Genomic DNA, 22,911 nt, shown 5'->3' with positions numbered 1-22,911 from the left:
CGGCATGATGTCACCCACCGCCCGGGACGAGGCCGTCGCGGCCCTGGCCGGCACCGAGCTCGACGTCGTCGTCATCGGCGGCGGCGTGGTCGGGGCCGGCTGCGCCCTCGACGCCACCACCCGCGGCCTGTCCACCGGCCTGCTGGAGATGCGCGACTTCGCCAGCGGGACGTCGAGCCGGTCGAGCAAGCTCATCCACGGCGGCCTGCGCTACCTGGAGATGCTCGACTTCCGGCTGGTCCGCGAGGCGCTGCGCGAACGCAATCTCCTCCTGCGCCGCCTGGCCCCGCACCTCGTCCGGCCGGTCCAGTTCCTCTACCCGCTCACCCACCCCGTGTGGGAGCGCGGCTACGTCGGCGCCGGCGTCACGCTGTACGACACCATGGCCGGGCGCGGCGCGGACGCCCTGCCGCACCACCGCCAGCTGACCCGGCGCGGCGCGCTGCGGGTCTGCCCGGCGCTGCGCCCGGACAGCTTCGTCGGCGCGATCCAGTACTGGGACGCGCAGGTCGACGACGCCCGGCACACCATGTTCGTGGTCCGCACCGCCGCCGCCCACGGCGCGCACGTGCTGTCCCGCGCGCAGGTCATCGGGTTCCTGCGCGAGGGCGGCCGGATCACCGGCGTGCGGGTCCGCGACCTGGAGCACGACTGCGAGTTCGAGGTCCGCGCCCGGCAGGTCGTCAACGCGACCGGGGTCTGGACCGACGACACCCAGGCGATGATCGGCGAACGCGGCCAGTTCCGCGTCCGCGCCTCCAAGGGCATCCATCTGGTCGTGCCCCGCGACCGGATCCGGTCGGCCGCCGGCATGATCCTGCGCACCGCGATCAGCGTGCTGTTCGTCATCCCGTGGGGCCGGCACTGGATCGTGGGTACCACCGACACCGACTGGACGCTGGACAAGGCGCACCCGGCCGCGACGCGCACCGACATCGACTACCTGCTGCGTGAGGTCAACACGGTCCTCGCCACGCCGCTGCGCCGCGACGACGTCGAGGGCATCTACGCCGGCCTGCGCCCACTGCTGGCCGGCGAGTCGGAGCTCACGTCGAAGCTGTCCCGCGAGCACCTCGTCGCCACGCCGGTGCCCGGGCTCGTCGCGGTCGCCGGCGGCAAGTACACCACGTACCGGGTGATGGCCGCCGATGCCGTCGACGCCGCGGTCCACAACCTGGGCGGGGCGGTACCCCGCTCGTGCACCGACGAGGTCCCGCTCGTCGGCGCCGACGGATTCGCGGCACTGTGGAACCGCCGCACCACGCTCGCGGCCGCCAGCGGCCTGCACGTCGCCCGGGTCGAGCACCTCCTCGGCCGGCACGGCAGCCTCGTGCCCGAGGTGCTGGACCTGATCCGCGCCGAGCCGGGCCTGGCGCAGCCGGTGCCCGGCGCCGACGACTATCTGCTGGCGGAGGTGCGCTACGCCGTCGAGGCCGAGGGCGCCCGCCACGTCGAGGACGTGCTCACCCGCCGGACCCGCATCTCGATCGAGACGTTCGACCGGGGCATGACCGCGGTACGCCCCGTGGCCACCCTGATGGCCGGAACGCTCGGCTGGACCGCCGAGCAGATCGACCGTGAGGTCGATCACTACCGGCTGCGCGTGGAGGCGGAGCGGGCCTCGCAGGACCAGCCGGACGACCGGACCGCCGAACTGATCCGCCGCGAGGCCCCCGATGTCGTACCGGTGGTGCACGCCTCCTGAGCGCCTGCGACGGATCCTGCGCCGGGCCGGCCAGGTCTTCGGCCTCCTGGCCGCAGTCCCGCACCGGTCAGCGTGCACGACCTGTGAGCGGCGGTCCGGCCGGTCCGCGTCCTCAGCCGGCCGGCGCGGCGCAGGCCAACCGGACCGCCCGGCGACGCGACCAGACCTGGATCAGCACGATCGCCCCCGCCGCGGCGGCCGGGACGAGACCGCAGACGGCCATCCCGAGCCGGGCGCCGAAGTCGTTGGTGATCGCCCCGATGATCGGCGCGCCGATCGGGGTTCCGCCGGTGAACACCAGCAGGTACAGGCCCATCACGCGGCCGCGCATCTCCGGGTCGACCCACAGCTGGACCGACGAGTTCGCCAGCGCCTGGAACGCCAGGTTCGCGAACCCCAGCCCGACGAGCAACGGCAGGAACGTCGCCAGGTTGGGTGCGGCGGCGGCCAGTGCCTGGATCGCCCCGAAGAGACCGCCGAACAGCACGATCCGCCGCAGCCGGGTGGACGCGGCCGCTCCGGCGACGAGCGCGCCCGACGCGGAGCCGATGGCCAGCATGATGTTGAACAGCCCGTACATGCCGGCGGTGCCCTGGAACGACTCGGTCGCGATCGCCGTCAGCACGATCGGGAAGTTCAGGCCGAAGGTGCCGATGACGCCGACGAGGACGATCGTCCAGAACACCCGCGGTCGCTGCCACACGTATCGGCCGGCCGTGCGGAACGCCCGGGGCTCGCGACCCGCCGGCGGCGCGGGGGTCAGGTCGCCCGGCCGCAACCGCAGCAGCGCCATCGTCGGCCCGAGGTAGCACAGGGCGTTGCACACGAAGACCCAGCCCGTGCCGGCGGTGCCGATGAGCACGCCGGCGAGCGCCGGGCCGACGAGCCTGGTGGCCTGGAAAACCGTCGCGTTGAGTGAGACGGCCCCGCGCAGATGGCTCGCCGGAACGACCTCGGTCGCGAACACCTGGCGGGTGGGGGCGTCGACGACGAAGACGAGCCCGGTCAGCAGTGCGAACAGGTACACGTACTCGATGCGGATCGCGCCGGCGATGATGAGCACGGCGAGCGTGGCGGTCAGGCCGGCGTTGACACTCTGGGTGATGAGCAGGAGCCGGCGCTTCGGGTAGCGATCCGCGAGCAGACCGCCGTGGACGCCCAGGAAGAGGATGGGCAAGAACTGCAGAGCCATGGTGATGCCGACGGCTGTCGGGCTGTTCGTGAGCTGCAGCGCCATCCAGTCCAGCGCGATGCTTCCCATCCAGGTGCCGGTGCTGGCGAGGCTCTGTCCGATCGCGTAGATGCGGTAGCCGCGGTATCTCAGTGCGTTGAACGGGCTTTCGGCGGTGGTCGAGGTCGAACTTCGGACGGCTGAAGCCGTGGTCACGACAATTCCTCTCGCCTCTTTGCGTGCTGTTTCATCCTTCCTGGAGGCGCACTACATATAGAAGACCGATAAGCCGACACACAGTTATAGTGTTTCGCTATGACTGGCGCGTACGACCCCCAATTGCTCGCCACCCTGCTGGCGGTGGAGCAGACCGGCAGCTTCACGCAGGCCGCGGCCCGGCTGCGGATCCGGCAGCCGACGGTGAGCCAGCACATCCGCCGGCTGGAGCAGCAGGTCGGTCGCACGCTCGTGCACCGCACGACGCACGCGCTGGCGCTCACGGCGGACGGTGAGGCCATGATCGGCTTCGCGCGCACGATCCTGGCCGCGCACGAGCAGGCCGCGGCATATTTCAGCGGCTCGCGCCCGCGCGGCCGGCTCCGGATCGGGATGTCCGACGACCTAGCCCTCACCCGGCTGCCGCAGATCCTCTGGGAGTTCCGCCGGGACAACCCGATGGTCGACTTCTACCTCACCGTCGAGCAGAGCCGGGTGCTGCACGAGTGGATGGTCAACGACAAGCTCGACGTGCTCGTCGGCAAGCGACCGCCCGGCGACGAGCGCGGCCAGCTCGTCAAGCGCGAGCGGCTCGTCTGGGTCGGCACGCCCAGCACGAAGATCGACCTGACCAAGCCCGTGCCGCTGGTCGTCTACGCCGCTCCCAGCATGTCCCGCGACGAGATGCGCAAGGCGCTCAACCGGGCGCGGCTTCCGTATCGCAGCGCGTGCGTCTGCCGCGGGGTCAACGGCCTGATCGCGGGGGTCGCGGCCGGCATCGGCATCTCCGCCCTGGCCGCCAGCCTGGTGCCCTCTCAGCTCACCACCCTGGGTCCCGCGCATCGCCTCCCCGAGCTCGGACACATCGACCTCGTGCTCCTGGCCAACCCGCGCGCCGAGGGCCGCCCCGCCGTCAAGGCCCTGATCGCGACCGTCCTGGCGAGCGGGTCCCGCTCACTGAGCGCGTCGACCACGTGACGAACGGTGCGGCGCGGCATTGTCCGGTCGCTGCAAGTCGGCTGCAGGTCAACGACCAGTGGCCGGCCGCACACTCGGGGTCCGATCCCTGAGGAGGAGATTCATGATATCGACGTTGACCAGATACCTGATCCGAACGGTCGTGGCCGTCGCGGCGGCGTTGCCGCTGGTCGCCGCGGTCGCGGCGGCCGACGACCAGGCGGTCGCCGACCGGCGGATCATCGTCTACTCGACGACCAGCTGACGAACCGAGCAGCACGAACATGCGGCCCGGCCGTGCGGGTGAACAGCAGGACCCGATAGCCGTTGGCGGGGTTGAAGTTGCCCCAGTCGTGGTAGCAGCGTTCGTCGGTGTCGCGGCAGACAGGAATGCAGAACCAGGTAGCGGACCAAACCGTTGAAGGGAGCAATCATGTCCACCACCGAGCGAACCATCGCCACACCCACTCGCCGACCGTGGACCGCGCCCCGTGTGGAGTGCCTGGAGACCCGGCCGGAGGTCTCGGCCTACTCCGGCGCGGGTGACCCGTGGTCGCGGCCGAGCCACTGAGCCGGGAGGCGTTCGCCGAGGCCCTGCGGGGCCTCGGCGCGCACTACTGGGACCGGCACCGCTTCCATGTGAGACTGCACGACGGTCGCTGCACGCCGGAGGAGATCCGGTCGTGGGTGGCGAACCGGTGGTACTACCAGCGGTGCCTGGCACAGAAGAACGCCGCGATCGTCTCCGCCTGCCCCGTGCCGCAGGTGCGGCGGGTGTGGCTGCCGCGGGTGACCTTCCACGACGGAGCCCACGCCGGTGCGGGTGGCATGGCCGAGTGGCTCGTCCTCGCCGAGGCCGTCGGGCTGTCCCGGGAAGAGGTCCTCGACGAGCGGCACGTGCTGCGCGGGGTGCGGTTCGCCGTCGACGGGTATCTGCACTTCTGCCAGACCCGGCCGTGGACCGAGGGCGTCGCCGCGGCGCTCACCGAGCTGTTCGCACCGGAGCTGATGAGCGATCGGATGCGGGCCTGGCAGCGGCACTACGACTGGATCAAACCCGACGGCCTCACCTACTTCGAGACGAGGATCCCGGTGGCCCGCAGCGAGAGCGCCGACACCCTCGAAATCGTGCTCGCGCACTGCACCGGAGCGGAGCAGCAGCAGGCGGCGCTGGCCGCGCTGCGGTTCAAGTGCGACGTGCTCGGTGCGATGCTCGACGCCATCGACTACGAGGCGATGACGGCATGAGCCGTCCGGCGCCGGCTCGCGGCGTCCGCCTCGTCCGGGACGCGGTGCGCGGCCAGCACGCCCTGCTGTACCCGGAGGGCGTGCTGTTGCTCGACCCGGTCGCCGCCGACGTGGTGCGGCTCTGCGACGGCCGCCGCGACCTCGCCGCGATCGTCGGCCGGCTGGGCCGCGACTACGACGGTGTCGACGCCGCGGACGTCGAACGGCTGCTGACCGACCTGGCCGGCCGGAAGCTGCTGTCGGCCGGCCTTCCCACGGGTCCCGAACGTCCCGGCGGCGCCCCGGCGGGCGCCGGGGCAGTCCCCTGGACCAGCGACCACCCGCGGCCGACGGGGCTGCTGGCGGAGGTCACCTACCGGTGCCCGTTGCAGTGCGCGTACTGCTCGAACCCCGTCGACCTGGCCGCCTACCGCGACGAGCTGGGCACCTCGAAATGGCTCGACGTGCTGGACCAGGCGCGGGCCGCCGGGGTGCTGCAGGTGCACCTGTCCGGCGGGGAGCCCTTGCTGCGGCGGGACCTGGCGGACCTGGTGGGGCACGCGGGCCGGCTCGGGATGTACACCAACCTCGTCACCAGCGGCATCCCGCTCACCGCGGACCGGTTGGCCGCGTTGGTGGGGGCGGGGCTGGACCACCTGCAACTGTCCATTCAGGACGCTGTACCGGCCCGGGCCGATCGGGTCGCCGGTGGCCGGTTCCACGAGCGCAAGCTGGCCGTGGCGGCGCTGGTCCGCGACGCGGGGATCCCGTTGTCGGTCAACGTGGTGCTGCACGCCGGCAACGTGGCGCGGCTGACCGCGATCGCCGAGCTGGCCGTGGGTCTCGGCGCGGACCGGCTGGAGCTGGCGCACACCCAGTTCTACGGGTGGGGGCTGCGGAACCGGGCCGCGCTGATGCCGACCCGGGCCCAAGCTGACGCCGCCGCGGCCGCCGTCGCCGACATCCACGACCGGTTCGGTGACCGGGTGCAGATCGTGTACGTCGAGCCGGACTACCACACCGGGACGGTGAAGCCGTGCATGAACGGCTGGGGGAGCCGGCAGCTCGTCGTGGCGCCCAACGGTGACGTGCTGCCCTGCCTCGCCGCTGCCCAGCTGCCGGGCGTCGACGTGCCGTCGGTGCGCACCGAGTCGCTGGTGCGGATCTGGCAGGACTCGCCGCTGTTCAACGCGTTTCGGGGCACCGGCTGGATGCCCGAGCCGTGCCGCGGCTGCGCCTTGCGGGAGGTCGACTTCGGCGGCTGCCGCTGCCAGGCGTTCCAGCTCACCGGCGACGCCTCGGCGACGGATCCGGCGTGCCACTGGTCACCCCGGCACGACACCGTCCTGGCCGCCGCCGCTTCCGGTGCCCGTCCGCCGGCGGTACCACGGAGGCCGCGGTGAAGGTCCGCGTCCTCGGCAGCGCGGCCGGCGGCGGCTTCCCCCAGTGGAACTGCGCCTGCGACGGCTGCGCGACCGCCCGCCGCACCGGGGCACACCGCACTCAGGACAGCGTCGCCGTCACCGGCGACGGCACCGCCTGGTACCTGATCAACGCCTCGCCCGACATCCGCGCCCAGGTGCTCGCCACTGGGGAGCTCGCACCCGGCCCCGGCCCGCGCGACACCCCGATCCGCGGGGTGCTGCTCACCACGGCCGAACTCGACCACACCGCCGGCCTGCTCAGCCTCCGCGAATCCGGCCGGATCACCCTCTACGCCACCACCACCGTGCTCGCAGCCCTGCCGTTCGTGCCGATCCTGCGCGCCTGCACCGACCTGCGCACGTTCGAACTCCCGACGAATAGGCCGCTCGTCCTGGACGGCGGGCTGACCGTGCGGGCGGCGGTGGTCGGCGGCAAGGTACCCCGCCACGCCGACCCGGGTGCCGGCGACGAATGGGTCTGTGCGCTGCGGATCACCGACCGGACCGGGCGAGCGTTCGTCTACGCGACCTGCCTGCCGGAGTGGACCGACGCTTTTGACGACCTCCTCGACGGCGCGGGCGCCGCCCTGCTCGACGGCACCTTCCTCACCGACGACGAGCCGGCCCGGCGAGCCGGGCTGTGCCGAACTCCGCGGCAGATGGGCCACCTGCCGATCACCGATGCGATCGCCGCCCTGGAGCGCCATCGCGGCACGCGCGTGCTCTTCGGTCATCTCAACAACACCAACCCGCTCGCCATAGCCGGCACGCCGGGCCCCGCGGAGGCGGCCTACGACGGCCAGAGCATCCAGTGGTGAACGGTCACCGGCCGCCGACGTACGGCCTGGAAGCGATCATGTCGCCGAGCAGCTGCCGGCAGCGCTCCCGCCGGGCACTGCCCCGTCTCGAAATCGTATCCGGCCGCGGCGCTGCCGAGGTCGTGGAACGCCAGCCGGAAGCACGCGTTTGCCTCGCCGGCCCCGAACATCGTCGGGAACGACGACCGCGTCTGCACAAGCAGCGTGAGGTCCGGCGTGCGGGCGAGCACCCACACCCAGGCCCCGGCCGCGTCGGGTGTGGTGGTGAGTGCGTAGAGCCGGGCATCGTCGGGACCGCCCCGATCGCGGGAGGCCCCGACGACCTGGTCCGCGTAGTGGCGGGCGATGGCCGGCAGTTCCTGCTGCGCCCGTTGCCGCTCCCGCTCGAACCGGTCGGACCGGTCCTGCCACTGCCAGCCGATCGCGCAGAGGACGCCGGCGACGCACGCCCCGGCGACCAACACCGCGATGAGTGCCTTGCGCACGGCGCCCTCCTTCGCTGTTCGGCGGTGGCGACCAACCACTGCTGTCGGTGCTGGTAGCCCACCGCGACGAGCCCGCTGGAAACCGCCGCTGTGCATCCCGGAGCGGTCCGAGCGTATGCTGCTGCGGCGAGGGGGACGAGGACCGCAAGCGGTTCTACGGGCTCGGCGACCGGGCCATGGACGGCGACCCGTCGAAGCGCCCGCCGCTGTGGCTGCTCGCGCCGGGCACCGGAACGAGCTACGCCTCATACCTGAGCAAGGTCGCCGTCGACATCGCTGGCGGAAAGATCCGTCCCTCCACGCACCGGAAAGAACTGTCCTGGTGCTCTCCGGTACGCCAGCGCCCTGGGGCGTCGGAGGAGACGATTCAGAAGACACCACCCGACAGAATAGAGCTTCATCTCGGCGCTTCAGCAAATTTCGAAAGGCCACTTGACCAACGCCAAACAGGTGCCTGCTGAGGGCTAGGAGATCTTTCGGCGGTAGATGCTCATAGCGAAGGCGTACGCGATGATGAGGATGCCGACACACCAGGCGAGGGCGATCCAGATGTCGTTGCTGACCGACTGCTGTGTGAACAGGGCGCGGATCGCGTTGACGATCGACGTGACAGGTTGGTGTTCGGCGAAGGCGCGCACTGGGCCGGGCATGGTGGCAGTGGGTACGAATGCCGAGCTGATGAACGGCAGGAAGATGAGCGGGTAGGAGAACGCGCTCGCGCCGTCGACGGACTTCGCGGACAGGCCGGGGATGACGGCGATCCAGGTCAGTGCCAGGGTGAACAGGATGAGGATGCTGGCGACAGCGAGCCAGGCCGGCAGGCCCGCCCCTGAGCGGAAGCCCATGAGGAGGGCGACGAGCACGACGACCACGACCGAGATGAGATTGGCCACCAGCGAGGTCAGCACGTGGGCCCACAGCACGGACGACCGCGTGATCGGCATGGACTGGAATCGCTCGAAGATACCGCTCTTCATGTCCAGGAAGAGCCGGAACGCGGTGTAGGCGATGCCGGAGACGACCGTGATGAGCAGGATGCCGGGTAGCAGATAGTCCACATAGGAGTCCGACCCGGAGTTGATCGCGCCGCCGAACACGTACACGAACAGCAGCATGAACGCGATCGGCATGATCGTGGTGGTGATGATGGTGTCCAGGCTGCGAGTGATGTGACGCAAGGAGCGTCGCGTCAGGACGGCGGTATCGCCGAAGAAATGCTTGGTCATCGTTATTGTCCCTTACTTGTCCGTGCCGACGTTGCGGGCGTCGCCGTTCGCGCCGGCGCCGACGAGGGTGAGGAAGACGTCTTCGAGGGTGGGCTGCTTCTCGACGTATTCGACCTTGGCGGGCGGGAGGAGCTGCTTGAGTTCGGCGAGGGTGCCGTTGACGATGATCCGTCCTTCGTGGAGGATCGCGATCTGGTCAGCGAGCTGTTCGGCCTCGTCGAGGTACTGGGTGGTGAGCAGCACCGTGGTACCCCGACCGGCAAGCTCCTTGACCGACTGCCACACTTCGATGCGGCCCTGGGGGTCGAGCCCGGTCGTCGGCTCGTCGAGGAATATGATCGGCGGATTCCCGACCAGGCTCATCGCGATGTCGAGGCGGCGGCGCATGCCACCCGAGTAGGTCGACACCCTCCGCGCGGCCGCGTCGGTCAGCGAGAAGCGCGCGAGCAGGTCGTCCGCGATCTTGCCCGCGCCCTTGAGATGCCGCAGCTGGGCGACGAGCATGAGGTTCTCCCGGCCGGTGAGGATCTCGTCGACGGCCGCGAACTGTCCGGTGAGGCTGATGGACTCCCGCACGTTCGCCGGTTGTTTGGCGACGTCGAACTCGTGCACCCTGGCGGTCCCCGCGTCGGCCTTGAGCAGTGTGGACAGGATCTTCACGATCGTGGTCTTCCCGGCCCCGTTCGAGCCGAGCAGGGCGAAGATGCTGCCCCGCGCCACGTCGAAGTCCACGCCGCGCAGTACATGCAGCTCGTCGTACGACTTCTGCAGGCCCCGCACCTGGATCGCGGGCCCTTGGACCTGATCGGGAATCATTTCGAGGCTTCCCTTCCGGGGGTTGTGATGCGGCGGATGATGACGTTGCCGTAGTTGGCGTGCAGGTGAAGTTCGACCGAGCGGTCGCTGGCGGCGGCCGCCGGGTCGGGGGTGAGTTCGTTGCGCACCCGGCCGTGGGCTGAGCTGGCGTCGATCCAGGCCGCGATGCCGGTCGGAACACCGACGTCAACGTCGGCGTGGCCGTTGTCGAGCCGGATCGTCCCGCCATTGACTTCCCGGACGCGGATGGGTCCATGGGCGCTGCGCGCGGTCACGTCGCCGAGGGCCCGGTCGATGGTGAGCGCCCCGGACGTGGCGACCTCCACGTCGCCGGCGGCGGTACCCAGCTCCATGCTCCCGTGCGAAGCGCGCAGCCGAGCATCGCCGTGCACCTCGGCGATGCGCACCACACCGTAGCCGGCGGTGATGTCGAGCCGGCCGGTCACCTCGGCGACATCGGTGGTCCCGTACGGCGCTTCGAGGACGAGATTGGCGACGGTATCGGCGGTGACGCCGCCGTACTTGGCCACGATGCGAGCGTCCCCGAGCACGCCGCGGGCCCGCACCGACCCGTAGGCGTTCTCGATCGTGACCCGCGACCCGGTCGGGACTTCGCAGCGGACGTCGACCGAGTCACCCTTGCCGAACAGGTTGAGCCGACGCGGGACCTTGACCCGCACCCGGCCGCTGTCGAACGAGACTGTGGACTCGCGGGCGAGTGACTCATCGCCGCTGCGGCCGGGTTTGCTCGGCACGACCTCGACGACGGCATCGGGCCGATCCGAAGCGACGATGTCAACGAACGCGACACCGACCGTGACGTCCAGGTCGATCGGACCGGAAACGTCGTAACTGGGCATGACTGACCTCCACATGGGCATGCCGGATCAGTCCCGCCTCGCGACGGGACGACGCAATTGCTTGCTTGTTCGGCTCCGCAAGCGTCGCCGAGGTCGGACAGGCAGGGACTAGCGGGCCCAGCCGGTAAAGCTGTCTCCCTGCTTGGTCTCGCGCCGCGAGGCGCGACGGACGTTTGGTTCCAGGGCGGCGGCGATCGCGCGGACGAACCACGAGTTCACCGACACCCCCTCCTCGGCCGCCGCCTGCTCGACCCGGGCCTTGAGCCGGTCCGGCAGCCGCAGCGTGGTCCGAGAGGTCACCGTGTCGTCGAGCGGCTCGGCCGGCACCGCGACCTCGAACGTGGGCGGATCGGTTGGATCCGTCGCCGGCGCTTCGGGGCGAGACACCACCAGGTGCGGATCACGCCCCCGCAGCACGACATCGACCGACCCCGGCGCGATCTCCCGCGTAATCTCGCCGGCCACGTCGCTCACGACTCCCAACAGCATCAGCCGCACCGCGGCGTCGAGGGCGGCACTGAGCTGCTCGGCGACGGCCCGCGCGGCTGCGTCACCGTGCTCGGCCGCCGCAGCCAGCTGCGTCTGGAGTTCGGAGACGTACCGGTCGAGGTCCATGACACCAAGCTAGCACCATCGTGGTGTCATGACAACGATGACTGACACCACATGACACCACTGCGGGCCACGGTGGTGTCAGGGGCCGCCGGTCGAAGAGGATTCCAGACCGGCAAGGCCACCTTGGACTCGATCACAGCCAGGTGAGGCTCTACACCACCCTGGTGTCACTATGGCCGCCCTCGCGGGTATGACGTCACCAAGCTCGCGCCGCGCCCAGGCCGCGATCTTGGCGCTCGCGGCCGGGAGCGAGCGCCTTCTGCGAGACAGCATGCGTCACCTTCCAGTAGTCGGCGGACCTACCGCGCCGCGCTGGGTCCGGGCTCGACGGCGATCAGCACGATGACGAGCACGATCCACGCCGTGAACAGGCACCAGCAGCAGGAGCGGCAGAAACCGGCTGACCGGCCTCATGACGGCCTGACGGGTCGTTGGAGCGTGAGTGTCGTCCAGGCGCCGATGTGGATGCGGTCGCCGTCGCCGATCGGGTGCGGCCGGTCGGGCGGCAGCGGCTCGGTGGCGTCGTTGAGGTAGGTGCCGTTGGCGGAGCCGAGGTCGACGACGGTGCACGCGCCGTCCGGCCCGGTGAGCAGCATGGCGTGGGCGTGCGAGATGCCCGGGTCCTCCGGCTGGCCGGACAGGTCGATGTCGGGCGCGATGCCGCGGGACCGGCTGCGCCGGCCGATGAGGACGCGAGCGCCGCCCAGGTCGAAGCCGCGTTCCGGGCAGTACGCCGGGAACGCGACGCCCTCGCCCACCCGGGCATGATGGTCGGGGTCGGCCGACGCGACCAGCCGCCACCCGGCCGCCGGAGACGCAGTGGGCTCGGCCGGGACTTCCGGCGAGCCGGTTCGCTCGAAATCCCGGCCACACACCTCGCAGAACCGGCCGTCCCGCGGGGTGCCACAGTCCGGGCACTGCCCGGCAACCGGCGCCGGAGCGGGCGCATCCATCCGGGCGCCGCAGACGTCGCAGTAGTCGCTGGCCTCGGAGTCGTGTCCGGCCGGGCAGGCGGCCATGGCCTCACTCACGCCCGACCCGGATGGTCTTGACCGAGCGGACGTTGGCCAGCTCGGCGTCGACGCCGGCCACCGAGCGCTTCAGCCGCACGGTGCCGGTGCGCGCGTCGATCACGTCGACGACCTTGGCCAACAGCTTCGCGGTGTCCTCGTGGCCGGACTCCGCCGCGAGGCGCACGGCACGGCCGAGCTTCGCGGTGGCGGTGGCGGTGTCGCCAGAGTCGCGCGCGGCGAGTCCGTCCTGGATCGCGGCGGCGAGCTCGGCCTGGCCGGTGTAGTGCGCGACCCGCTCGTTGATCCGAGTGGACCGGGCCTCGTCGGCGGTCCACTCGGCCAGGATCAGCGACTGGGCCAGCACGTCGTCGCCGACGGCGAGGGCGACCCGGGCCGCGAGGCGCTCCTCGCCGACCTCGCCGGCCGGCACGTCGATGCAGATGTGGTAATCGCGGCTCTCCGCGCCCCAGGCCCCGGTCGGGTAGTCGCCGATGCGCGGGCTGACCTCGCCGCGGCGGGCGGTGAGGTCCTCGACGTGCGGGTACACCTGCTTCACGAACCGGATCCGGGCCTCGGCCGGCAACCACAGCCGCAGCGCGACCGCGGCGACGCTCTTGCCCATGGCCGCCTCGGTCATCGCGCGGAAGTCGGCGGCCAGGCCCGCCGGGTCGGTCAGGCCGTCGGCGGTGCCGAGCAGGGCGGAGGCGACCGAACGCAGCTCGGCGGCGCGCCAGCCGGCGCCGACACCGCGGGCGTCGCACACGAACCGGCCCTCGCAGGCGTGCAGCACGGCGGCGAGCTGCTCGGGGGTCTCGTGCTGGTTCTCGCCGTCAGTCAGCATGATGGCGTGCCGGTACCGGGCCGGCCCGGCCGCGAACAGCTGGCCGGCCAGGCTCAGCCAGGCGCCGAGCGCGGTGCCGCCGCCCGCGACGAGCCGGTCGACGGCCCGCCTGGCGGCGGCGCGGGTGTCCGGGCCGGCCACGGCGAGCCCCGGGCTCTTCGGGTAGACCATCGTGGCGTCGGCCCGCCCGGCGACGACCGCGAACGCGACGCCGTCGCGCAGCGTGTCCAGGGCGACGGCGGTCGCCTTCTTCGCCTCCTCCAGCTTGCGGGCCGGCGCGCCCATCGACCCGGAGCAGTCGAGCATGATGACCTGCGCGGCGTCGGTGGCCGCCGGTGCGGACGGGTCGGACGCGGTGACGGTGACCACGGCGTTGACGGTGGTGGCACCGGCCGGCAGGTAGGGGTTTTGGTACACCTCGGCGCTGAACGCCGTCGTGGACGGCACGGTCATGTGGCGGAACCTCCCTGCCCGGCCGGCGGGTACGCCAGCACGGCGACGGTGACGTTGTCGTGGCCGCCCGCGGCGAGCGCCAGCTCCACGAGGTGCCGCGCGGCGAGCAGCGGCCCGCCGCCGGCGACGGCGGGCGCCAGCGCGGCCACGACGGCCGGGTAGCGGGTCAGGCCGTCGCTGCACACCACGACCGCACCGGCCGTGTCCGGCACGTACCCGTGCAGGTGGGGCTCGGTGTCGGTGGCGTCGGCGCCGAGCCAGCGCAGCAGCGCGCCGGAGCCGGGGACAGCGTCGTCGGCGGTCAGCAGGACGGCCCGGCCACGGGCCGGCACCCAGTACGCCCGGCTGTCGCCGAGCCAGCCGACGCTCACCTGCCGCCCGTCGGCCACCGCGCACACGAACGTGCAGCTGGGCGCGTCCGGGCCGGGGTCGGCGGGGTCGCCGAGCCGCGCCGTGGCATTTTGTGCGGCGCGGACCGCGGCGGCGATCGCGGCTGCGGCGGACCCGCCCGCGTCCAGCGCTTCGAGCAGGGCCGGTGCGGCGGCGGCGACCGCCGCCCGGGCCGCCTCACCGGCCCGCGGCGTGGCCGAGACGCCGTCGCAGACCACGGCGAACGCGGCACCCCGCGCCGCACCGATGACCGCCGCGTCCTCGTTCTCCGGGTGCGACCGGCCGCGGTCGGTGACCGCCGCCGCCGAGCCGAGGTCCGCCTCGACCCGCACGCCGTCCGGTGCGAGCGCCCACTGCCCCCGCGCGGCCAGCGGGCGGCCGCACGCCTCGCAGTAGCGGTCGGCCGCGGCGGGCTCGCCGCAGGCCGGGCAGCCGGCGGCGGTCACCACAGCGTCCACGGCCGTACCGCGTTCGCCTGGTCGACCAGCGCGTGGCGGGCCGCCTTCTGCGGCTCCAGCGTCGCCAGGGCCCGGTAGGTGCGCTCCAGGCCGGTGCGCAGCTCGCGCTCGGTGAGGCCATGGCCGAGCACCCGGCCGGCGTACGGCGCAGGAGCACCGGTGTGGTCGAGCCAGTGCAGCGCGCCGCTGAACATCTCGACCGCCAGCAGGGCCTGCCGCCGGGCGTCCAACCGCAGCCGCTCCAGCCGCGCCGAAGCCTCGACGAACGTGGCCTCGCTCAGCGCGCCCGTGCCGGGGTCCAGCAGAGCGTGCACGGCGGCGATCTGCGCGGCGACGTGCAGGCTGGCCGTCTCGGGCACCTCGTCGAGGGCACGTACGGCGCCAGCGCGGTCGCCAGCGGCGAGCCGCACCCGGGCCAGCCCGAACGCGGCGCTGACGAACGCGTGGTCGACCCGCCAGACCCGCTCGTAGCGGCGCCCGGCCGCCGGGGCGTCGCCGGCTAGCTCGCAGGCCGCGGCGAGCGCCAGCCGGGCGGCCGGCTCGCCGGGCAGCGCGTCGTACACCGCGTCGAAGTGGGTGCGCGCCTCGCCCGCCCGCGCCCCGGTAAGAGCGATCAGCCCGGCGTGCCAGTCGTGCCGCCAGTCGTCGTCAGCCAGGGTCGTGCCCTGCAGTTGCCGCAGCGCGGCGGCCGGGTCGCCGGCCGCGAGCAGCGCCCGGACCAGCTGCAGCCGCACCTCGACGCTCTGCACGGGCGCGGCGCGCAGCGCGGCGACGGCGGCCTGCGGATCGGCGGTGGTCAGCGCGGCGAGGAACCCGGCGGCGGGATCGGCGGGGTCGCCGAGCGGCACCGGCAGGGCTGCGGCCACCGCGGCGCCGTCGAGTGGCTCGGCGGTGGTACCGAACGCGGCGCGCTCGCCGGCGAACAGGGCCGAGCCGGCTGGGCGCGGCACCCTGTCGTCGTCGGCGAGCACCTCGCGGAGCACCCCGAGCAGCTGCTCGGCCATGTCGGCGGCCGAGGCGAACCGGCGGTGCGGCTCCAGGTCGGTGGCCCGGCGCAGGAAGCGGTGGTAGGACTCCTCGCGGGCCAGCAGCGGCACGCCGGCCGAATCCGGCAGCCGGTCGGCGTAGCGGGTGGAGAAGCCGTCGAACTCGAAGCTCAGTACGGCCAGGGTGCGCCCGACGGTGTAGAGGTCCGAGCCGATCGACGCTCCGGCGGTGGCCAGCTCGGGCGCCTGGTAGCCGGGCGTGCCGTAGAGCGCGGAGATGTCGTCGCCGATCGCGCGCACCGCGCCGAGGTCGATGAGCTTGAGCTGTTCCTCGGCGTGGATCACGTTGTCGGGCTTGAAGTCGCAGTACAGCAGCCCGCGCTCGTGGAGGTGGCCGAGCGCCGGCAGCACCTCGAGGCCGTAGGCGAGCACCTGCGGCAGGGGCAGTGGGACCCGGCGGCCGTCCGGGCCGGCGCCGGCCAGGGCCAGCTGCTTCAGCGACTGGCCGCCGACGTACTCCATCACGATGTAGCCGGCCGTTTCGCCGGTCGCCGGGTCGGTGTGCTGGGCGAAGTCGTAGATTTTGACGATGTTCGGGTGGTCGACGGTGACCAGGAACCGGCGCTCGGCGACCGCGGCGGCCACCGCGTCCGGGTCATCGGTGTCGATGAGGCCCTTGAGCACCACCCAGCGGTCGGCGCCGGCCTCGCTGACCTTGCGGTCCCGGGCGAGGTGAATCCAGCCGAGGCCGCCGTGCGCGAGGGCGCCAAGGATTTCGTACCGGCCGTCGACCAGCTCACTGGGGCGCAGACGGGGCACGAACGAGTACGGGACCCGGTCGTTGGGGCAGAACCCCTCGACGCGGCCGGGCCGCCCGTCCCGGCCCCGGCCGACCGGCGCGCCGCAGCGCGTGCAGAACCGCTGCGCCTCGGGCACCTGCGGATCGGCCAGGATCGCGGTCGCCGGGTCGCGCAGCGGCACCGGCGCCAGCTCGACAAGATCGGCGCCGAGCCCGCCCCGGCCTCGCGTGCGGCCGCTGGTCCGCCCGATGCTCGGGCCGCCGAGGCCGGTACCGGTACCGGCCTCGGTGATGGCTGCGGCCTTGTGACCGCACTCGTCGCAGTAGCCGTCCGCGGCGTACGTGCCGGTGCAGCCCGGCCGACGGCAGAGACTCATCGCCGCTCCTCGATCAGCATGGCCAGCGCCGCCTGGTAGGCGTGCACGGCGCGGGTGCTCTCACGCAGGTCGCACGGCGCGGTGTGCAGCAGCGCCCGGGCCCGCTCGTGCTGCGCGGCGAGGCCGTCGTCCTCGACGAGGCCGGCCGCGGCCGCCTTGACCTGGTACGCATCCAGCCGTCCGCGCAGCTCGTCGCGGCGCTGCAGCAGCCCGGCAGCGTCCAGGCGGAGCCGCAACCCCCGTTGCCGCGCGGCCGTCACCGCCTCGGCCACCGCGGCGCAGCCGGTCGCGGCCGTCGGCCACTGTCCGTCCCGGGCGAGCGCGTCGACCTGCCGCAGCCGGGCCCGCAGCACCGGCGCCGCCCGGGGCGCGGGTGGCAGCCCGGACCCGGCGATCTTTGCCCTGACGACGGCGAACTCACGGGCAGTGCCGTTCTCGGCCGCCGCCAGCTCGTCCACAGCCGCGTGCAACGCCGCCGACCGGGCCGGGTAGTCCTCGCGGAACCGGGCGAGCTCGTCCAGCCGGGCGAGCGTGCTCGCGGCGAGCGCGGCGAGCCGGTTCAGCCGGGCGGTCGCGGCGGCCACCGGGTCGGCGAGGTCGTGCCGGCGGACCTCCATGACGGCCTCGCGCAATGGGCGGAGCCCGTCGGCGACGAGCGGGTCGCCGCCGAGCCCGTCCGCCAGCCGGGCCGCCCGGTCGAGCGCGGCCTGGGCGCCGTCGAGGCGGGCGGACACCGCGGTCCAGGCGGCCTCCACGGCGGTCAGCTCGCGCAGCAGGTCGGCGGCGCGGCGGTCCAAGTCGGCCGCGAGGTCGGCGACCGCCACGCGGGAGACCGGCGGGTTACCGGTGCCGGCGGCGGGCAGCCCATCGGCGGCGAGTTCGATCGACGCGGCGGCGTCCGGCGTGCCGCCCAGGGCCGCGAACAGCGTCCACAGCCGGGCCAGCTCGTCGGGCAGCCGCCGGGCGAGCTCGGCGGTGCGCCCGGTGCAGGCGTCGCCTTGCAGCACCGCCATGGCTGGATGGCCGTCGCAGGCGAACAGGGCCATGGCCACCCGGCTGCGCGCGGCGTCGAGGTCGGCGGTGCGCTTCACCGGTACTCCACCAGCCGCCGGCGCAGCCCGAGCGCCAGCAGCCCGAGGATCACAACGGCGGCCGTCCCCGGCAGGTACGCCGAGGCGGACAGGTCACGCTCGGCGGCGGCGATGTGGTCGTCGAACGCCCGCTGGTTGATGTCGGTGAGCGCGACGAGCGCCTGGTCGTACTGGTCGAACGCGTAGTTCGAGTCGCCGGGCCGGTAGCTGGTGCAGAAGGCGATGGCGGCGCGGCGGTCGCCGTCACGCACGAGCTGCCGGATGCGCCGGTCGTCGAGCTGGTAGGTCTGATAGCGGGTCAGCGCAGTCTCGGCGGCTTCCCGCTCGCCGGCGAAGGTGATGTTGCGGAACTCGGTGCCGAAGTACCCCTGCCAGCCGACGGCGGCGTGGTCGCGCTCGTACGTCTGCAGCGCGGCGGCGAGCCGGCCGGCGACGGTGTCCAAGGTCGCGCCGTCCAGGGTGACCAGCTGCCGGGTTTTGTCCAGGAACGCGGTCTCGTACTGCCCGGCGCGCTCCGGGTCGACCAGGTAGCGGCTCTCGTCGGCGTTGGCGTCGTAGCTGACCGCCCGGGCGCGCTCCAGCACCAGGATCGAGTCGAAGGCGTCCCGCTTGGCGCCGCGCAGGTGCTCGGCGGCGCCGGCGGTGAGCGCCACGCCGCCGGTGGCGAGCCCGATGGCCACGACCGTCGCGGCCAGCAGCGGCGCGTTGAGGGTCCGGCGGAACCGGCGGGCGAGATACACCTGCAAACCCACCAGCGCGGCCAGCAGGAGCACGCCGAGCCCGATCAGCCACGCGCGCACGGCCAGCTCCCGGTCGCGCTCGGCCTCGTAGGTGCGCTCCAGGGCCGCGGCGTGCCGGTCGGTCAGGTCGCGGGCGGCGGGCAGCAGCTCGCCGGCGAGCTGTGCGGTCGCCAGCCGGTACTGCGCCAGAGTGGCGGCCGGCGGTGCACCCGCCGGGTGCGGGGCCTGCTCGTCGAGCAGGAGCGTACGCGCGGCTAGGGTCTCGTACCGGCCGAGCGCGTCGAGCAGGTCGCGGACACGCTGCGCGGTGGCCGGGTCCGTGGTGGCCGCGGCCGCCTGCTGCAGGTCGCGGCTGACCTGGCCGCGGCGCTGCTGGTAGAGGTCGAGAGCCTGGGCATGGGTGAACCCCAGCGTCGTGTCGTCGCCGACCAGCAGCACGTTGGCGAGCTGGGCATCCATGTCGTTGAGCGCGAAGTACAGGTCGGCGGTGGCGACCACCTCCGGCGCCGCCTGGTGGCCGATCACCCGCAGCCCCGCCCGCTCCTGTCCCACCTCCACGGTCAGCACCACCGCCAGCGCGACGGCGAGCGCCGCGGCGACACCCGCCAGCACCCGGATCCGGGTCGCGGTGCCGGTCTCGTGCAGGCGCCCGCCGACCGGCGACGCCCGCCGCACCTGAGCTGCCTGCAGTGCCACGACATCCTCTCCCCGTATCGACGTTCCGATGATGGGCACGCCGGCGTCGCCGGCGGTAGCGGTCTTGACGAAAAAACCATGCGGCCGCGGATGCCCGACTCACCCCGCTCTGGGCTTGCCGGCCGTCAGCTGCCGCAGCACCAGGTGGGTGGCGGTGCTGGTGGCGCCGCCCTCGATGCGCAGCCGGGTGAGTAGGCGGCGCAGCTCGGGCAGGTCCCGGCAGGACACCAGGACGAGCAGGTCGGCGTCGCCGGCCAGGACCCAGGCCGTGGTCACGCCCGGGGCGTCGCGCAGCAGCCGTTCCAGCCGCGCGGCGCCGGGGTCGGCCGCCCGCACGAGCACGACCGCCTGGATGTCACCGTCCCAGGTCACGCGCGAGCAGGTCGTCGAGGGACTCGCGGCGGATCAGGACCCGGGCCCGGCCGTCGGCGGCGGCCAGCAGCGCGGGGCGGGCGACGAGGTGGAAGTTGGTGGCCCGGGCGTGGTGGTAGGCGCCGGTGCCGGCGACCGCGAGCAGGTCGCCCGGGTGCACGTCGGCCGGCAACTGCGCGTCGGGGACGACCACGTCGTCGGCGTCGTTGTGCCGACCGACGCCGACCGCCGGGCCGGTGCCGGCGAGTCCGGTGCGGCCGATGAGCACGGCGCTGTGCCGGCTGCCGCACAGCGCGGTGGCCGGGCAGTCGGACATGCCGCCGTCGACGGCGACGAGGCGGTCGCCGCGCTGGGTCCGGGTCACCGCGAGGACCCGGTACACGGTAACGCCGGCCCGGGCCACCACGGCCCGGCCGGGCGAGACGGTCAGCCGCGGCGCGGGCACGCCGTGCCGCCCGGCCTCCAGGTGCAGCACAGCGCGCATACGGGTGGCGAACGCTTCCAGCGCCAGGTCGAGCTCGGCCGGCCGGTAGGCGACGGCGTGCCCGCCGCCGAGGTTCAGCCGCTCCGGCTCGACGCCGTGCGCGCGGCGCATCGCAGCGGCGAACTCGCACAGGCGGCCGATTTCCCGCTCGTACAGGCTGAACCGGTTGAGCTGATGGCCGAGCGAGCAGTCGAAGCCCGCCAGGCGCAGCCCCGGCTGGGCCGCGATCCGGGCGACCGCCGCGGCGGCCTCCCCACCGGCGACGCGCAACCCGAACCGCCGGTCGCCACCGCCGGCGGGCTCTGGCTCGGCGAGCACCCGCAGCAACACGCGCTGGCCGTGCGGTGCGGTCGCGGCCAGCCGGGTGATCTCACCGAGGGACTCCACGACGACGGTGCCGACGCCGGCGGCGTAGGCTGCGTCGAGGTCCTCGGGGGTCTTCGCGCTGCCGTAGAGCACCACCTTGCCCATGTCGAACCCCGCCAGGGCGGCGACACGGACCTCACCCGCCGAGCCCGCGTAGAGCCCGAGGCCCTCGGCGGCGACCCAGCGGGCCACGTCGACGCTCAGCAGCGCCTTGCCGGTGTAGGCGACGTCACCGGGGCCGAACGCGTCCGCGTAGGCCCGGCAACGCCCGCGGACGTCGGCCTTGTCGACGACGTAGCTGGGCGTGCCGTGCTCGGCAGCCAGGGCGGCAAGGCTGGCCCCGCCCACGCACAGGTCGCCGCCGTCGCCCCAGCGGGCCGTCCGTGGCCACACGCCGGGGTCGAGGTGCGCCGGCAGCGAGGAGCGCAGCGTGGGAAGGATTTCGGTGAGCGTCATGGTTGGCACCGCTCCGGTCTCTTTACGGGTGGGGTGCCTCCAACGCTGGCGCCGCGGCTGCGGGGTGCCAAGGTGTCCTGACGCAATCTCTACGCAGGAAACCGGGGCGCCATCAGGGAACCGTGAAGATTTCCCGGGGCGGCGTATGGATTTCGTCAGGACCGGTAGGCAGCGGCGGCGGCGAGTGACACGGTGCGGGGCGTGCCTTCGACCGTGCCGTACCGCGTCCACCTGACCTTCGCCGCCCGCCTGCTGCTGGAGGAGGCCACTGACGGACGGCTGTTGTGGCTTGTCCTGCAGGACGACGCCGCGACCCGGTCGCATCCGGTGCTCGGCCGGGCGCTGCGGCTCATCGTGGAGTCCGGGCCGCGCAGCGGCGGCGGCCTGCCCGGGCGCGTCCTCGGCGAGGTCCGCGACGGGCGGCGGATCCTCCGCACGGCCGGCCGCGACGTCCCTGCCGCCGTGGCCGCCGTGCTCTTCGCGGCCCGCGATCACACGGGCGTGGTGCCGCGGCTGTCGTGCGCGTGGCCGGACCGCCACCCACTCGCCGAGCTGGTCGGCCTCGCCGATCCTTCGGTCATGTCGGTGCCCCGGCTGCGGGCGCTGCTGCACCGCGCCGAGCCGGACCCGAGCCGGCGGCCGGTCGTACACACCTGGTGAGCGTTCCGGCCCGAACAGCCTCAGCGAATCTGCCACGCATTTCCTGGGCGACACCGCCGTCCTGCTGGTCGGCCTTCTGGACGCGCTTCCCGTCGAGTCCGACCCGCGGGCGCAGCGGATGCTGGACCTGATGCGCGAGCGCAGCTGGGCCGGTGGACCCCGACTGGAGCGGCTGGCGCCGCCGCCCGACTAACCTCCGGGCGTCGTTTCACACCTGGATATCGACTACTCCTGCTGGCAAGAGGCTCAACTCCCACTCCCAGGACCCCGCAGCAGACGCCGCGGGGGCACGACGAGCATTGTGCGGGCTGGCGCACGCCACCCGCACCATCAACGATCCTCCGGTCAGGTCCGGCGATCGGGCCCGGAACGTGCGGCGTCGAATGCGGCGCCGACCCGGTCGGCGAGCGTGACCGCGACGAGCCGGGCCTGCAGCGTGACGGCGTGGCCAGGGGTAGGACTGAGCATGAACCGCCCGTAGTAGACACCGCCTGCGGAGACCCTGAGCTCGACGTCCTCGTCCGGAAGCTCGCCCGGCTGCGACGACGAGTGAACGGGCCTCGGCGTGATGCTGCCGTCGGGTTCGAGCCGTGGTGGACGGCCGAGCAGTACTCCCTGCTCGAATCGGCATCCGCGCAGGTGCAGCAGGTCGACCAGCTGGGGGCGGACCTGGTTGACGACCTCGTTGGGGGCGGCGCCGGATTGGACCAGTTGGGTGGTCCGGTGGATCCGGGACAGGTGGTCGGCGTCGGTGATGGTGACGAGGTGCAGGCGGCGGGCTCGCGCGGCCAGCTGCGACACCGCCAAGCCGACGGCGAGCAGGAGGATCGCCGTGAGGACATCGGGGCCCGCGGCGATGGTGAACCGCCCGTACGGCTCGGTCAGGAGGAAGTCGAACCACACCGCGGCGGACACGGCCGCGAGCGCACCGGCCAGGCGGCTGCCGATGGCGGCCACCGCGACGACGGCCACCACCAGGACCAGCGCCATGTTCGCGCCGGAGATCGCGGTGCGGAAGGGAATCAGGCCTCCGGCGACGGCGAACGGCCCAACGACCGCCGCCGCGAGCGCGATCCGGTCGCGACTGACGGAGCTGAGCATCGTGTACCGCCTGCCTCTTCGCCCAGCGGGAAGCGTGTCTTGTGCGGGTCTGTTGTCGCCGAGGTCGCCTCGGTTACGCTCACGGCTGGAACCGGTAGCCCATGGCCG

The 22,911-nt window shown here is 73.1% G+C and carries 22 protein-coding genes; 7 read left to right on the top strand and 15 right to left on the bottom strand.

Going from position 1 to position 22,911, the window contains the following annotated elements; all coding sequences use genetic code 11:
• Nucleotides 1–4: 4 nt before the first annotated feature.
• Nucleotides 5–1,705, top strand: a complete 1,701-nt coding sequence (locus ACQPY0_RS36630) for a glycerol-3-phosphate dehydrogenase/oxidase (RefSeq protein ID WP_432971324.1) — start codon at nt 5–7, stop codon at nt 1,703–1,705.
• Nucleotides 1,706–1,817: 112 nt separating this feature from the next.
• Here the strand turns inward: ACQPY0_RS36630 and ACQPY0_RS36625 are convergent, their stop codons facing one another.
• On the bottom strand, nt 1,818–3,092 hold the full coding sequence (locus ACQPY0_RS36625; RefSeq protein ID WP_432971321.1) for an MFS transporter: 1,275 nt from the start codon (nt 3,090–3,092) through the stop codon (nt 1,818–1,820).
• Nucleotides 3,093–3,191: 99 nt separating this feature from the next.
• Between ACQPY0_RS36625 and ACQPY0_RS36620 the strand changes: the two genes are divergently transcribed.
• From ACQPY0_RS36620 to pqqB, 5 genes are all read left to right on the top strand, one after another.
• Nucleotides 3,192–4,070 carry a LysR family transcriptional regulator gene (locus ACQPY0_RS36620; protein WP_432971318.1) on the top strand — a complete coding sequence of 293 codons (879 nt, stop codon included), beginning with the start codon at nt 3,192–3,194 and terminating at the stop codon, nt 4,068–4,070.
• 115 nt (nt 4,071–4,185) lie between these two features.
• Complete coding sequence (locus tag ACQPY0_RS36615) at nt 4,186–4,314, top strand: hypothetical protein (protein WP_432971316.1); 129 nt, start codon at nt 4,186–4,188, stop codon at nt 4,312–4,314.
• Nucleotides 4,315–4,598: 284 nt separating this feature from the next.
• Entirely contained in the window at nt 4,599–5,297 is a 699-nt protein-coding gene (gene pqqC / locus ACQPY0_RS36610; RefSeq protein ID WP_432971314.1) for a pyrroloquinoline-quinone synthase PqqC, read from the top strand.
• A complete protein-coding gene (gene pqqE / locus ACQPY0_RS36605; protein ID WP_432971311.1) occupies nt 5,294–6,679 on the top strand; it encodes a pyrroloquinoline quinone biosynthesis protein PqqE in 1,386 nt (461 codons plus the stop codon). Before pqqC ends, pqqE begins: the two co-directional genes overlap by 4 nt.
• Nucleotides 6,676–7,518 carry a pyrroloquinoline quinone biosynthesis protein PqqB gene (gene pqqB, locus ACQPY0_RS36600; protein WP_432971308.1) on the top strand — a complete coding sequence of 281 codons (843 nt, stop codon included), beginning with the start codon at nt 6,676–6,678 and terminating at the stop codon, nt 7,516–7,518. Before pqqE ends, pqqB begins: the two co-directional genes overlap by 4 nt.
• On the opposite strand, the gene ACQPY0_RS36595 is transcribed toward pqqB, so the two are convergent.
• From ACQPY0_RS36595 to ACQPY0_RS36535, 13 genes are all read right to left on the bottom strand, one after another.
• Nucleotides 7,491–8,003, bottom strand: coding sequence for a hypothetical protein (locus ACQPY0_RS36595; RefSeq protein WP_432971305.1), 513 nt, complete (start codon nt 8,001–8,003; stop codon nt 7,491–7,493). The genes pqqB and ACQPY0_RS36595 overlap by 28 nt on opposite strands.
• 464 nt (nt 8,004–8,467) lie before the next feature.
• Complete coding sequence (locus ACQPY0_RS36590) at nt 8,468–9,229, bottom strand: ABC transporter permease (RefSeq protein WP_432971302.1); 762 nt, start codon at nt 9,227–9,229, stop codon at nt 8,468–8,470.
• A gap of 12 nt (nt 9,230–9,241) precedes the next feature.
• The gene (locus tag ACQPY0_RS36585; protein WP_432971299.1) at nt 9,242–10,045 is read right to left on the bottom strand and encodes an ABC transporter ATP-binding protein; all 804 of its coding nucleotides are present in this window, start codon (nt 10,043–10,045) and stop codon (nt 9,242–9,244) included.
• Entirely contained in the window at nt 10,042–10,905 is an 864-nt protein-coding gene (locus ACQPY0_RS36580) for a hypothetical protein (protein WP_432971296.1), read from the bottom strand. Before ACQPY0_RS36580 ends, ACQPY0_RS36585 begins: the two co-directional genes overlap by 4 nt.
• A gap of 108 nt (nt 10,906–11,013) precedes the next feature.
• On the bottom strand, nt 11,014–11,520 hold the full coding sequence (locus ACQPY0_RS36575) for a toxin-antitoxin system HicB family antitoxin (RefSeq protein WP_432971293.1): 507 nt from the start codon (nt 11,518–11,520) through the stop codon (nt 11,014–11,016).
• 410 nt (nt 11,521–11,930) lie between these two features.
• The gene (locus ACQPY0_RS36570) at nt 11,931–12,551 is read right to left on the bottom strand and encodes an FHA domain-containing protein (RefSeq protein WP_432971290.1); all 621 of its coding nucleotides are present in this window, start codon (nt 12,549–12,551) and stop codon (nt 11,931–11,933) included.
• Complete coding sequence (locus ACQPY0_RS36565) at nt 12,544–13,827, bottom strand: VWA domain-containing protein (RefSeq protein WP_432971287.1); 1,284 nt, start codon at nt 13,825–13,827, stop codon at nt 12,544–12,546. Before ACQPY0_RS36565 ends, ACQPY0_RS36570 begins: the two co-directional genes overlap by 8 nt.
• Entirely contained in the window at nt 13,824–14,675 is an 852-nt protein-coding gene (locus ACQPY0_RS36560) for a PP2C family protein-serine/threonine phosphatase (RefSeq protein WP_432971284.1), read from the bottom strand. Before ACQPY0_RS36560 ends, ACQPY0_RS36565 begins: the two co-directional genes overlap by 4 nt.
• Nucleotides 14,660–16,837: a tetratricopeptide repeat protein gene (locus tag ACQPY0_RS36555; RefSeq protein WP_432971281.1), complete on the bottom strand. Its 2,178-nt coding sequence runs from the start codon at nt 16,835–16,837 to the stop codon at nt 14,660–14,662. Before ACQPY0_RS36555 ends, ACQPY0_RS36560 begins: the two co-directional genes overlap by 16 nt.
• On the bottom strand, nt 16,834–17,928 hold the full coding sequence (locus ACQPY0_RS36550) for a hypothetical protein (protein ID WP_432971278.1): 1,095 nt from the start codon (nt 17,926–17,928) through the stop codon (nt 16,834–16,836). Before ACQPY0_RS36550 ends, ACQPY0_RS36555 begins: the two co-directional genes overlap by 4 nt.
• Nucleotides 17,925–19,364 (bottom strand): hypothetical protein, encoded by a 1,440-nt coding sequence (locus ACQPY0_RS36545; protein WP_432971275.1) that lies wholly within the window; start codon nt 19,362–19,364, stop codon nt 17,925–17,927. Before ACQPY0_RS36545 ends, ACQPY0_RS36550 begins: the two co-directional genes overlap by 4 nt.
• Before the next feature lie 99 nt (nt 19,365–19,463).
• A complete protein-coding gene (locus tag ACQPY0_RS36540; RefSeq protein ID WP_432971272.1) occupies nt 19,464–19,736 on the bottom strand; it encodes an Lrp/AsnC ligand binding domain-containing protein in 273 nt (90 codons plus the stop codon).
• Nucleotides 19,720–21,042, bottom strand: coding sequence for a diaminopimelate decarboxylase family protein (locus ACQPY0_RS36535; RefSeq protein ID WP_432971269.1), 1,323 nt, complete (start codon nt 21,040–21,042; stop codon nt 19,720–19,722). The genes ACQPY0_RS36540 and ACQPY0_RS36535 overlap by 17 nt, the downstream gene beginning before the upstream one ends.
• Nucleotides 21,043–21,243: 201 nt before the next feature.
• Between ACQPY0_RS36535 and ACQPY0_RS36530 the strand changes: the two genes are divergently transcribed.
• Complete coding sequence (locus tag ACQPY0_RS36530) at nt 21,244–21,702, top strand: hypothetical protein (protein WP_432971266.1); 459 nt, start codon at nt 21,244–21,246, stop codon at nt 21,700–21,702.
• A gap of 345 nt (nt 21,703–22,047) precedes the next feature.
• Here ACQPY0_RS36530 and ACQPY0_RS36525 read toward each other — a convergent pair whose 3' ends face one another.
• Entirely contained in the window at nt 22,048–22,803 is a 756-nt protein-coding gene (locus ACQPY0_RS36525) for a DUF4118 domain-containing protein (RefSeq protein ID WP_432971263.1), read from the bottom strand.
• Nucleotides 22,804–22,911: the final 108 nt, after the last annotated feature.

The sequence above is a fragment of the Dactylosporangium sp. CA-233914 genome, from assembly GCF_050942935.1.
In the GTDB taxonomy this organism is placed as follows: domain Bacteria; phylum Actinomycetota; class Actinomycetes; order Mycobacteriales; family Micromonosporaceae; genus Dactylosporangium.
This window is presented reverse-complemented; position numbering and strand designations above follow the sequence as displayed.

Excerpts from the sequence above, each read along its gene's own strand:
- ACQPY0_RS36630 (WP_432971324.1), top strand. The coding sequence starts at position 5 with ATGATGTCACCCACCGCCCGGGACGAGGCCGTCGCGGCCCTGGCCGGC.
- ACQPY0_RS36620 (WP_432971318.1), top strand. The coding sequence starts at position 3,192 with ATGACTGGCGCGTACGACCCCCAATTGCTCGCCACCCTGCTGGCGGTG.
- pqqE (WP_432971311.1), top strand. The coding sequence starts at position 5,294 with ATGAGCCGTCCGGCGCCGGCTCGCGGCGTCCGCCTCGTCCGGGACGCG.
- ACQPY0_RS36590 (WP_432971302.1), bottom strand. The coding sequence starts at position 9,229 with ATGACCAAGCATTTCTTCGGCGATACCGCCGTCCTGACGCGACGCTCC.
- ACQPY0_RS36585 (WP_432971299.1), bottom strand. The coding sequence starts at position 10,045 with ATGATTCCCGATCAGGTCCAAGGGCCCGCGATCCAGGTGCGGGGCCTG.
- ACQPY0_RS36580 (WP_432971296.1), bottom strand. The coding sequence starts at position 10,905 with ATGCCCAGTTACGACGTTTCCGGTCCGATCGACCTGGACGTCACGGTC.
- ACQPY0_RS36575 (WP_432971293.1), bottom strand. The coding sequence starts at position 11,520 with ATGGACCTCGACCGGTACGTCTCCGAACTCCAGACGCAGCTGGCTGCG.
- ACQPY0_RS36565 (WP_432971287.1), bottom strand. The coding sequence starts at position 13,827 with ATGACCGTGCCGTCCACGACGGCGTTCAGCGCCGAGGTGTACCAAAAC.
- ACQPY0_RS36555 (WP_432971281.1), bottom strand. The coding sequence starts at position 16,837 with ATGAGTCTCTGCCGTCGGCCGGGCTGCACCGGCACGTACGCCGCGGAC.
- ACQPY0_RS36535 (WP_432971269.1), bottom strand. The coding sequence starts at position 21,042 with ATGACGCTCACCGAAATCCTTCCCACGCTGCGCTCCTCGCTGCCGGCG.
- ACQPY0_RS36525 (WP_432971263.1), bottom strand. The coding sequence starts at position 22,803 with ATGCTCAGCTCCGTCAGTCGCGACCGGATCGCGCTCGCGGCGGCGGTC.